The sequence below is a fragment of the Methanosarcina sp. 2.H.A.1B.4 genome (assembly GCF_000979385.1).
Classification (GTDB): Archaea; Halobacteriota; Methanosarcinia; order Methanosarcinales; family Methanosarcinaceae; genus Methanosarcina.
Window position 1 is genome coordinate 28,942 of sequence record NZ_JJOV01000036.1, and the last position, 11,575, is coordinate 40,516.

General features: G+C 43.0%; 9 protein-coding genes and 1 pseudogene. 4 read left to right on the forward strand and 6 right to left on the reverse strand.

Features of this window, described 5'->3' with window-relative positions:
• Positions 1–257: 257 nt before the first annotated feature.
• The 5 genes from EO92_RS06020 to EO92_RS06040 all read right to left on the reverse strand — a co-directional run bounded on the left by EO92_RS06020 (position 258) and on the right by EO92_RS06040 (position 5,055).
• A complete protein-coding gene (locus EO92_RS06020) occupies positions 258–1,085 on the reverse strand; it encodes an NAD(+)/NADH kinase (protein WP_048135038.1) in 828 nt (275 codons plus the stop codon).
• 1 nt (position 1,086) lies between these two features.
• The gene (locus tag EO92_RS06025; RefSeq protein WP_048135040.1) at positions 1,087–1,890 is read right to left on the reverse strand and encodes a bifunctional fructose-bisphosphatase/inositol-phosphate phosphatase; all 804 of its coding nucleotides are present in this window, start codon (positions 1,888–1,890) and stop codon (positions 1,087–1,089) included.
• Positions 1,891–2,068: 178 nt separating this feature from the next.
• Positions 2,069–3,076, reverse strand: coding sequence for a type II glyceraldehyde-3-phosphate dehydrogenase (locus EO92_RS06030; RefSeq protein WP_048170039.1), 1,008 nt, complete (start codon positions 3,074–3,076; stop codon positions 2,069–2,071).
• A 650-nt stretch (positions 3,077–3,726) separates the two neighbouring features.
• Complete coding sequence (locus EO92_RS06035) at positions 3,727–3,915, reverse strand: CooT family nickel-binding protein (RefSeq protein WP_048134691.1); 189 nt, start codon at positions 3,913–3,915, stop codon at positions 3,727–3,729.
• A gap of 258 nt (positions 3,916–4,173) precedes the next feature.
• Positions 4,174–5,055 carry a DUF89 domain-containing protein gene (locus EO92_RS06040; RefSeq protein ID WP_048163464.1) on the reverse strand — a complete coding sequence of 294 codons (882 nt, stop codon included), beginning with the start codon at positions 5,053–5,055 and terminating at the stop codon, positions 4,174–4,176.
• A 302-nt stretch (positions 5,056–5,357) separates the two neighbouring features.
• Between EO92_RS06040 and EO92_RS06045 the strand changes: the two genes are divergently transcribed.
• Complete coding sequence (locus EO92_RS06045; protein WP_048170043.1) at positions 5,358–6,878, forward strand: sulfatase-like hydrolase/transferase; 1,521 nt, start codon at positions 5,358–5,360, stop codon at positions 6,876–6,878.
• Between the two features lie 879 nt (positions 6,879–7,757).
• Positions 7,758–8,945 carry a lipopolysaccharide assembly protein LapB gene (locus EO92_RS06050; RefSeq protein ID WP_048170045.1) on the forward strand — a complete coding sequence of 396 codons (1,188 nt, stop codon included), beginning with the start codon at positions 7,758–7,760 and terminating at the stop codon, positions 8,943–8,945.
• A 356-nt stretch (positions 8,946–9,301) separates the two neighbouring features.
• On the opposite strand, the gene EO92_RS06055 is transcribed toward EO92_RS06050, so the two are convergent.
• Complete coding sequence (locus tag EO92_RS06055) at positions 9,302–10,249, reverse strand: metallophosphoesterase (protein WP_235283209.1); 948 nt, start codon at positions 10,247–10,249, stop codon at positions 9,302–9,304.
• Between the two features lie 231 nt (positions 10,250–10,480).
• Here EO92_RS06055 and EO92_RS06060 point away from each other — a divergent pair, with 231 nt between their 5' ends.
• On the forward strand, positions 10,481–10,870 hold the full coding sequence (locus tag EO92_RS06060) for a hypothetical protein (RefSeq protein WP_235283210.1): 390 nt from the start codon (positions 10,481–10,483) through the stop codon (positions 10,868–10,870).
• 554 nt (positions 10,871–11,424) lie between these two features.
• Positions 11,425–11,575, forward strand: a pseudogene (locus EO92_RS17555) (GTPase - sulfate adenylate transferase subunit 1); the annotation flags it as partial.

The window sequence follows — 11,575 nt, forward strand, 5'->3', positions numbered from 1 at the left end:
AGTAGAATTAAGCATTAGCTTTACCTACACCTGTATAAATGTTTTCCTTGGAGGAAAAGAGTTTCCGAGAGCAACGTTCCCATATTAGGGGTAAAAAATGCGCTTTCAGTTCTTTAACCTGAGATATGAAAGTGTCAGATTATAAATATCAGGGAATATCAGGAGTAAAACCCGGATTTTAAGAAAAAGGTTCTAAAAAAACTGGGGCCATAAGAAAAATTAAAGTTAATGAGAAGTCAAACCTGAAAAAAGGTTTTTCAGGAAAGTTTCCGCTGAACCCTCTCGTAAAAGCAGGTATCTGAAATCCTTACAAAACGCGCAGGGAATTTTGATTTCTTCAGTTTGACAACATCATCAGCCCTGATCCTGTAAGACTTCTGCCCGTCAATTGCAATTACAGCCTCTTTTTTAGGGTCTGACAATTTTACTGTAATCTCGCTGTCCGAAGGGATAACCCAGGGTCTTGACGATAGCTTGAAAGGAGCAACAGGGACTACCACGATTGCATTTACCCTCGGGTTTACGATAGGGCCTCCGGCGCTCATTGCATAGGCCGTTGAGCCTGTGGGGGTTGCAAAAACCACACCATCCGCGCGAATATCATCAAGCCGGCAGTCATTAATGTGGACTTCAAACTGAATAATCTTTGCGGGTTTTGCAGACATTACAGCGACCTCGTTAGTGGCTGTTTCAAGCATCTCCCCATTAAGGAAAACGTCTACCCGCATCCTTTCGAGATACGAAAAACCATAGAGAACTTCCTCTATGGCCTCAATTGCATCTTCAGGCTCCACATCTACAAGGAAACCGAGAGTGCCCATATTAATTCCCATTATGGGAAGAGGGTCTTTCATTTTGGCAATGTTCCGCAGGACTGTCCCATCGCCTCCCACAGTTATGATAAGTTCGACCCCCTCGTCCCTCATTCTTTCGACAGGAGTCCCCTCAATTCTCAGGACATCGGCTGTGGCAGTGGAAACATAGATCTGCACCTTCGACTGGAAGTTCGAGATAATATTCCTTACCATCTCAAGTACTTCAGGACTATCACAGCGCGATGCGAGCCCTATTTTTTTAATTGCCAAATTATCCCTCTGCGAGTAAGCTTAAAAGTTTTTTATGTACGTGTCCGTTGGACGCGACCATCTCCACTCTGGCAGTAACATTATCAGGAAGTCTTAAAGTCTTTCCGTATCCGTCCGTAACAAGCCCACCGGCTTCTTCAAGGATAAGCTGACCTGCTGCCACATCTGTTACACGCAGAGCCTTTCGGACATCCACAAAGGCATCAAGCCTGCCTGAGGCTACATAACACAGTTCAAGCGCCACGCTCCCGAACAACCTCACGCGACGGACATTGCTGTATATCTTTCTGGTCCTTTCCACGTTTTGCCTGTAGCCGTATACACTGACACAGAGTTTATTCAGGTCCGAATTCGCGGAGGGTTTGATTTTATTCCCATTCAGATATGCGCCCTTTCCGGCTTCTGCATAATACTCTTCCTTGAGGGCAAGGTTGCTCACATACCCGAACCTGAGGTCTAAGAGGTCGTGAGAGGCAAAAGCTATTGAAACGCTGTAGAAAGGAATTCCTGCAGAAGCATTATATGTCCCGTCGAGGGGGTCAAGCACAACAGAAAACTCAGGAGACTTCCCGATAACAAGTTCACCAAGTTCTTCACTGAGTATCCTCATGGACCTGCCGTCTGCCTTAAACACCTCGATAATGGCATCCTCTGCTGCAAGATCTATACCGGTAGTCGGCGTCCCGTCAGCTCCCATACATACGAAGCTGCTTGCCGAATCAGTGCCCACAAGGTCACAGGTTGCATCGTATGCAGCCTTGAAAGCCTCCCGGCACAATTTTAAAAAGTTTGAATCTGAAGTCATTAAGGGTCGGATCCTTCTTATCTCAGGGTTCCAGGTTCCACATACCAGGTTTTCGGGTACCTGGAACTGAGGTTTCGTAAATCAGGACTCAGGAAATTCGTCAGAAATTTCACTAGAATGTTCGTCAGAAAGTGTATCAGATACCCTGAGTCCCGGAAATCAAGAGCCTCGGGAAGGCTCAGAGCCCAAGGGCTTTATTTGTTTTCTGGATTGATTTTGCGCCGTCGCTCTCAAGCTCCATCATTGCGCGGATAGCATCCACGTTTTCAGGGACCACAATGGATTCCTGGTGGATAGCCTGGAAGAAGTAGAGTTCTCCTTCGTGCATGGTGATGGAATCAGACCAGACGCAGTTCTCCCACATATCATTTCTGGGGCGCTTTATGTCCCTGGCAACTTCGATGATTTCAGCCGTGGAAGATATGCCCTGCCCTACGAAACGGACTCTGGACTGGGAACCAAGCACTTTCCTGATGTCTTCGGCAGTGCACTCGTTCTTAAGCTCCATGTTCACGGTGTGCAGGTGCATTAAGGTCGTCGGGATTTTCATTGCGGCTGAGGTGATATTTATATGGGGAATAACAGTCTTCACATCGGGACCGTGGTGCGAAGGCAGCTTGATCGGGTCCGGCACGATTGCATTGATCGGCCCCTTCTTTATGTCGTTGGGATCGGCTGACCTTCGGGCAAGGGTTACCCTGACCTTCTTTACCCCAAACGCTTTGTCTATGGGATAGATGACCCTGCAGAGCCCTGTGGTGTTGCAGGAAACCACCCTCAAGAAGTCAAGGCCCAGGGCCCCTTCGTAGTTTGAGACGGCGTTAAAGGAAAAACCCGTAAGTTCGTGCTCCTCACCACCCTGCCAGATGGCCTTTACCCCGGCTTTTTCGTACAGGGCTTTATTAGCTTCCCCCACTCCTCCAGGAGTGCAGTCCACAACCAGGTCGGCTTTTTCCACCATTTCCTCAATGCTTCCTGCGGCAGGTATTCCTGCCTTTTCAAAAGCTCCCAGATTGGCGGCAGGGGCATAGATGTCATACCCTAGCTGGTGGGCTACTGCAGCCTCATAGTTTGGCTTTGTCTTGGAAACGCCTATGATTTCCATATCGTCCTGAGCCTGTACGGCGTCTGCAACTCTTTTCCCTATAGTTCCGTAACCGTTTACTGCAATCTTTGCTTTAGCCATTTATTATCCTGTCCTGTTTATCCTGAACTATCCAATTCAGGATTAGTCTAAATTATAGTAAATTAGTCTAAATAAATTAGTCTAATTTGTAGTAAATTAGACTAAATTAGAGTGAATTACAGTCTAATAGCCTGAACAACTGAAAATTGTTTTTTATAAGTTTGTGATTTCCGGGTAGTGAATTAAACTAATCTACATATATGCATAAATTTAAAGTGTTTCATGGATTTATAATGCACGTATGAAATTAAGAGATGCTAAAAACTGCCCGATCTTCGAACTAAGATACTGATTTAAGTGATAAATATTTTGAGTGCTTTAAATTTACGCCTGATTGTTGATTGTTATATCTCAGGTAACACTGAGGTTATAGAGAAGAATAGATAAATGCTTTTCCCGGGTAGTTATTGCAAATTAAAGAAACTGGAAGAGAGATTCAGTGCTTCCGGGGCTTCCAGATGGTTTTCCGAAAGGTTAGAAATTCACCGGTTCTTCAGTACATTAGCAAGTTCACCGGTTCTTCAGTACATTAGCAAGACTCTTTATCAGGCCTGTCTTCCCACTAAAACAGATAATCTAATTCCTGCTAAAGAAAAAAGGTCAATAAGCAGGTAAAACTCAGGAATAAGTAAACTAAAAAAGTAAAAAAATCAATTTGACAGAATAAGGGCTTCCCCGCGTGAGAAATTGATTTCCTTTATCGAGCCTTCAACCGTCATTTTATCTCCGAGGATTCCGGTAAGCTGAATTGAGTTTCCTTCAACCAGAATCTTTGCTACAGACTCCATGACCTTCTCTCGGTTTTCTCCACGAAGCATAATTACATTAAGTTCACACATCTTAGATCTCTCCTTATACTGTTCTTCTTATACGGTTTTGATAATATATACTTATATATCAATAACTATCTGGCTTGCCTGTATTTTGAAACTGTCAAATCTTATAAAATTCCGCACTGACCTTAAAGTATTTTTCATTAACTATATTTAATGTGTAGCTCTGATCAATAAAAAGTTGCCGAAAAAAGTCCGGCAGCCGGAAAACCTTAAAAAATATACCCCGAAATATCAGGACAAAAGATCCGGCAGGCGCGAACTTCAGGGGAAGTTCATCAGTTTTGCAACCGACAGGCCCTGTTCAAGCCCGAGGTCTTCAGCCACACACTCGCATTTTGTAAGGAGCATATAGGCAATCGGCCCGAAATTATGTTCGGAGAGGGTCTCGTAGTTTGCCATGCCCTTGCTGATGATAAGGGTTGCGTCTTTCATTACGTCGAGAAGTTCGGCAGGGGCTTCTTCGATCAGGATACCTACAGCATTTGAACCTGTGGTCATTATCCTGTCAACCTTTTTATCGATTTCAAACTCTTTTACCTCTTCTAATGTAACATCTGTGAGAATGGGACCTCCTCGGACCACGAGTGTGATATTTCCGCCGAGTTTTTTTATCACGTCGAAAACTATAATATCAAAAAGGATCTCTCCGCAGTTGTCGGCAATATAGACAACATCCTTAAGGAGCCCCATCATCTTTGGGGTATCATCAACGTCAAGCCCATGTTCGAAAAGTTTTAGAAAAGCAGCTTCAAATTTATCTTCGCTGGCATCAAAGCCCATAATCCCGAAATCAAAATAATTCGCGACAACCGACGCAAGCACTGCCCGCCTGAAGAGTTCCCCGTCGTCAGGAGAGTTTTCGTAAATTTTTTCTTTTGCTGCGGGCAGGACTTTTAATGCAGCCTGGTTGATGAGCTTTTTTGTGACTTCATATGGATCATTGTCTTCGAGGATTTCATAGCACTTTCGGTGAATTTTAGTTGCTACGGATGCTGATACCGCCTCGGGGTCATAATGTTTATTCATGACGTCAAGGCATTCATGAATCGTCTTGCAGATCAGATCTTCATCATCCGTTGAAAGCTTTGATTGAAAATGCACTCTCGAAAGCAGGCAGTAGGTACAGCGTGGGTTCATCTTCATGGGGAATCTCCCTGTTTTTTGGATTATATGATAGGGTTTTTCAGAATGTTACTGGTATGTTTGGCAAGTGTTATACCTTTACTCTTTCTGGTACAATAAACCTTTAAAAAAATAAACCTTTAAAAAGGTAACCTGTAAACCTGGATATTAAATAAAAAATTTAGATCTGAAGATTTCACTACAGCCCCGTATGTATATATGTCCTCTACGTCTCACAATATGTATAAAGGCAACGAACTTTGCCAGCAGATTTTTTTGAAAAGGGAAATTCTTTATAGCTGATGAATCTAAAATAATTTACAATGATTCACGGGATCCGAAACTTCAAATTATTTCCAATTCTGGTTTTACTTACAACACTGTTGATCTTTTCTGCAGTTTTTCCAGTTCCTGCATCTGCACTTACCGAGGTTGAGGTAAACCCTGTCAATACACCTGACGGTGCAGTCGTGTTGATCGTTGACGGCTTAAGTGCCCCTTTTATCTATCCGGAGCTTACACCGCACGCACTTGACGGTACACCCCTTGAAAACGCCAGGCTTGAGAATATTCCGGAAATAGGCAAAAACAGTGCCCGGATTCTCGAGTTTCGTGCTCCGCAAACATTTACCGAAGGCGGACACTCGGTCCTTGTTACCGGAAACCCGGGTGCAGACAGCGAGTTTGTTAGTTTTAAAGATGCAAATATTTTCGATGTTTTACACAGTGAGGGCTATCTCTGTATTGCTGTAATGGAAAAAGGGGATTCCTGGTCAATCTGCGCCGAACAGGATGCTGTCCTGAGGGATGAAAACAACTCACTAAAGAAGATGGAGATAGTGCTTGCGCAGTATGAACATTCCCAGGATAATCCGGTGCCATCCGGGCTTTTGCAGCTAATGGAAGAGAAGGCTGACCTGGCTCCGGGATATGTCACCTCAAAAGAGACTGGGGAAAAGTATAACGGATATAACAGGTGGGGTATTGAAACTGCCTGTGCTGTTGTAGAGTACATGGCAAAAAACAGGCCCGGGCAAAAATACTTGCTGACTGTCAATGTAGGGGCAATTGATATGAGCGGGCACTACAGGGGCAACTATGGATATATAGACTGCATCGAAAACCTTGATTCGGAGCTTTTATCCCTCTATAAACTATGTGAAAAAAACAACCTTGCTTTTGTCCTGACCTCAGACCATGGGATGGCTTTTTCGGCAGATGGTTCTAAAGGAGGGCATCAGTCCGAAAAATACTCGGTATCGGATGAAGCGCAGATGGTCCCGCTCATCGTATATGCGCAGGATGTCGAGAGCGGAGTTATCAGGGGAGAATTCGGGCAGGAGGACTTTGCTCCCACCCTTCTTGGAATCCTTGATGTCCCGGACAGGCCCAGGTTTACGCAAGGAGAGCAGATCCTGCTTACAGGGCACGTGAACCTGAAAGTCAAACTTCCTGAAAAAGGATCCGTAGAACTCAGGAAAGATGGAAAAGTAATCTCATCTCCAGGAAACGATGACCAGTTCCTTTTCCTCGGCCTTGAGCCGGAGAACTCCTATGCTGTCGGGGCTGTTCTGAATTCCGGAAATAGCCTTGAAGAAAAGGAGAAAGAGTTTTCTCTTAAAACTGATTCGGTGATCGAATTCGGGAGTAAAGGAGCCAAAACAAAGGAAAGTGAATCCTCCCTGGAGGGAGCAAAAGAAGAAACCAGCTCTGCAGGTGTTTTCGGAGACGGAGATTCGATTTTTGGCAGGAACTCAACGCACCTGATAGGATATTTCCTGATAGGAGCAATAAACCTTGCAGGGTTTTTTATCATTATGAAAATTCTGAAAAAACACGGTTGATATTTTTGGCTCAGAGTTTCTGTTCAGCTAATGCTTTCGTTTTTACCTATTGTATGCAGATGGGCTCAAGCGGACTCAGGTGGACTCAGGCGGGTTCAGGCAGACTCAGGCAGGCTAAAGCGGCAGGCAATACTATGCGCTGGATAAAAGGGGCATCTGTTTACCAATAGGGAGTTAAATCTAATAAATGGGCTTTATAATTACCAAAAGGGAGTTAAAAAGAATGTAACGGAACTGTCATTCAGGTTTCCCGGAATAACATCAACAGATTTCTCAGGCACTTCCAAAAAAGCGATAAAATTGATGAAATTATAAAAACGGTAAAAATAGCTAAAAACAGTATAAACCTATGGTTTACTTATGGTTTACCTGCTGTTTACCTCTAATTTGATACAAACCAGTTATTTTTAAACGTTGAATTTATGCCTTAGTAAAAATTATTTAATTCCTTTTCCCTCTGGCTAATACTATCATTAGATATGCTTTTCTTTTCTATTCGTATTTTTATTTATTTAGTTTTCGTTTTTTCATTCCAGTTAATAGTAACACTTTTTATGTTTTTATAATCAATGATCTATTTTTATTACGTCTCCTGCCCTACATCCCTTGTTTTTTATCCTGCAAAATATATTTTTTTATGAAACCGTTGTCGTTCAATGCAATCAGTGGTTTTATTTTGCGTAATAAAGGGATAGAATGTTATACGATAATTATAATATTATACTCGGTCTCTTATACACTATTCAAACACTAATAGTATGTCTAATAATCATACGCAATATTCACTCACTAATATATTCAATTAAGCGTAAACTATACTCCGGATGTTACACTGACAACCCCCTACCAGAACATTCACTTTTCTGAGGTGCCGGATACATGGACTTTGATGCTATTGACGATTTTGTGTACGATGTTATTGGAATAATCGGATCTGACCAGAAAAACCTCTCCTGTGCAGCTGATTTTGCTCTGAAAAGCTCTAAAGAAAAATCTTATCCCCCAAAACTTTTACTTGAACTCTCTAACGCATGCAAGCAGCAAAAAATGCACCTGGAAGAATACGTTTTTGCAAAGGTCTGCTTAATGCAGGCTTCCGGAAAGCTTCGCGAAGATTCCTGCTATGCGCTGGGTATTGCAGCACATGTACTGGGCTTTTCCCCTGAAGCCGAAGCAAGCTACCTTGAAATCCTGAACGAAAACCCTGAAAATGCAGATGTAAGATGTGCTTACTCTGAGCTTCTTTTAGAGCTCGGAAGGGTTCAGGAAGCCGAAAATGAGTATAAAACCGTTCTTGAAACCTCGCCCGAAAATGTAAAGGCAAATACCGGGTACGCTTACCTTCTGGCCGAATACGGGCATGTAGATGAAGCAGAGGAATGTTACTCGAGAGCACTTGCCGGTAACCCGAACTATGTCCCTGCCAGAGGCGGGTATGCAAACCTGCTCTTTGAACTCGGAAGGCTCAGGGACGCCGAGAAAGAATACAGACTTGCCATGAAGCTGGACCCCGAAGACCCAAGCCTCCACCACAACTTCGGGGTTTTGCTCTCTTTCCTTGGGCGCTCTTCGGAAGCCGAGGTCGAGTACAGAAAGGCCCTTTCCCTTAACCCCAGGCACAGGAGAACTCTGTTCAACTACGGAAACCTCCTCGCAAGGGAAGGCCGGGTCTCGGAAGCTGAAGAACAGTATATGGAAGCCCTTGCCCTTGACCAGAACGATGCAAAAGTCCACTCAAACTATGCAAACCTTCTTGCTCGCTTTGGAAGAAGGTACGAAGCTGAAATGGAATACAAAAAAGCTCTAAGTCTTGACCCGGAAAGCGTTGAGGGACATTACAGCTACGGAAACCTTCTTTCAGAACTCGGGCGCTTACCTGAAGCAGAGGACGAATACAAGAAAGCCCTTGCTCTCAATCCATATTATCCTCCACTCCACTACAACTACGGACTGCTCATGAGAAAAATGAGTCGTTTTGACGAAGCTAAGATCCAGTATACAAAAGCAATGCAGCTCGATCCGGATATAGGGAACAAAATGACCGATTCCTGGATTATTCTTGATTAAGAGCAATTAAGCATCAAATCTAATCATCAAATCTAAGCATCAAATCTAAGCATCAAATCTAAGCATCAAATCTAAGCATCAAATCTAAGCATCAAATCTAAGCATCAAATCTAAGCATCAAATCTAAGCATCAAATCTAAGCATCAAATCTAAGCATCAAATAATAACCAAATAATAACCAAATAATCCGAACCAAAATATTCCGGCATTCAAAAATAACAACTATCGACAATCCGGCATATATAAAGACTCCAGTTTGAAGTAGTGACTCAGGCTGGAGCAACTTTTCATTGATTTTAACTGATTTTTTGCTTTAATCCGGCTTTTTCTTTCCTGTTCAGGCCAAATTTTCGGTTTTACTGAGACCGATTTCCAAAGGCAATAATTTTCAGTTCTCCTTTCTCTATATAGGCAAAAGCAGCAGCGTTTCCGAGTCCGACATAATCCGGGCAGGAGAAAAGGGAAAGCAGTTTCCCGTCGAACCACCATTCATATCCGGTTCTGAGAGCTGTATGCCCTCTCACAATCTTTTTCAAACCATTTGTTTCTAAAAAGCCGTCAACAATATCAGGCCCGAACTCCTTAACGGTAGAACCTCTTGATGATTTGCTCAGCCCCGGACTTTTTGAGGGGTCATTCCATAGATAAGGAAAAGCGCCTTCTTTTGTGATGGCATCAACACTCTCGGTTCCATTGATTCCTCCGTGCACACAGAAGGTATGCCCCGAGATTATTGCTGCTACCGGCAGCCTGTCATATGTCCTGCTGACATTCAGGAGAAAACCCTGATCAAAGCCAATTTCCTCAAAAAAGCCGTAATAGAGGTTCATATCCACAGTTTCATGGTTCCCTCTGAGCAGGAAAATGTTTTGAGGCTCCTCAAGTTTCAGCCGGAAAAGCCTTATAAGGACTTCTGTGCCCTGCATCCCGCGGTCTACATAGTCACCCAGAAAAAGCATGTATTTACAGCCAAGTTCTTCTCTCATTTCCATTACAAAGTTAAGGGCATCTAGGTCTCCATGGATGTCCCCGATAAGCATAATAGACTCCGTAAATGCCGGGTCAATCCGGAGCACGGCAGGTTCGGAATCCAGTACGTTATTTATCTTCGGGAGGAGAAGGCTCAGTTCTTCTTTTGTTTTTGCTTTCTCAAGATTATTTACTGATGTTATGGAACCACCCCGACAAATTCCCTTAAATAAAGTCTGAAGAGGCTTTAAAGATTGTAAAGACCGCCTGTCGGAAATTTTTCTAATGAGATAAGAGGGAGTTTTACTCGATAAGCATTTCTGAGCCAGATACAAAAGGTCAGTATACAGCTCATATTCAATAATAAATTCCTGCAAGAATATCAGCTATTAAACCTTATTACCTGCATATACTAAAACAGGAAAAACCAGTTCAAGCAGGAAAGACCGAAAGCAGGAATGACTGAATGCAGGAAAGACCGAAAGCAGGAAAAAGCAGTTAAATAATAAAGAATGAAAAATAAATATATTTGTGAAGTTTAAGGATCTGAACGGGAGTACAGGACAATGGAACTTGATATCAGTGAGCAGGACCCCGAAGAGATGGATCTTGCCGATGTTGCGCTTGAGTATGAAGAGCTTGTCTCTGCAATATCCATTCTGGAAAAGAGGCGGGAAGAACTTAGAGCCCGAATTATGGATACCTTTGCGGAAAAAGAAATTGATGTCCTGAGAATAGGGCATGTGGAGCTCAGGCGGCACAGGGCGGATTGGAAGCTCTGGCACATTAACAGGCTAAAGCCTTATCTTGTGGAACGTGAACTCTGGGATATGGTCGAATCAGTTGATAGGAAGAACCTCAGTAAGCTAATAGAGAAAGGTTTCCTGACTGAAGAAGAACTCAAGGGTATGTATGATGTGGAAACAAGGTACAGTTTGCGTGTGAACAGAGTTTAATTTAGTGATCGGATCTTTGCGGCACTGACTTTCAATTTGTTACTTCATCTGGTTGGTAGGTCGATCCAGAACTCGCGAGGTACATGACGAGAATAGTGAAAGATAACTTGTGGAGAAAAGTGGGGAATCGTACCAGCCTGTGCATGATCTCGCAGTCAGGGACTGCAAAGTAGTTCAAGAATACTATAAGTCAATACAGGTATTGGCTTAGTATATTTTATTTTGTGTTACTTCTGATATTTATAATATGCAGAATATGGTTGCAGTCGAGTATTCGTTATATAGTTTCTGGCCAGATCATCGAACTATCAACGATCAGGAGATAACTTTAGATTCAAAACAGGTATGAAAAACGGATAGTTAGAGAGAATGGCCAGAAAACTTATAAGGAGTTAGATCGAAGGGATTTATGGAGTTCAGAAGTGTTTTCCAGGTACCGCCCGAACTCCACAAAATACGCCCTAAAGGCATGAGTTATGTTAGCTTTGTCTGTATTTAAGGCTTAGCTTGCCTGATTCTGCCTCCTGGGTATAAGATCCACAGGAGATAAAGTAATGAACCGTAATAAAATTGGAGTAGGTATACTTGTTTTAGCAACACTGCTGGTTGGTATGGTGTTAATACCGGCAGTAAGTGCACAGGAAGAAAAAGATTATTCTGTAACTGCTGAGGAAGCTTTTAAGCATGCCAATGCGAACATGATAA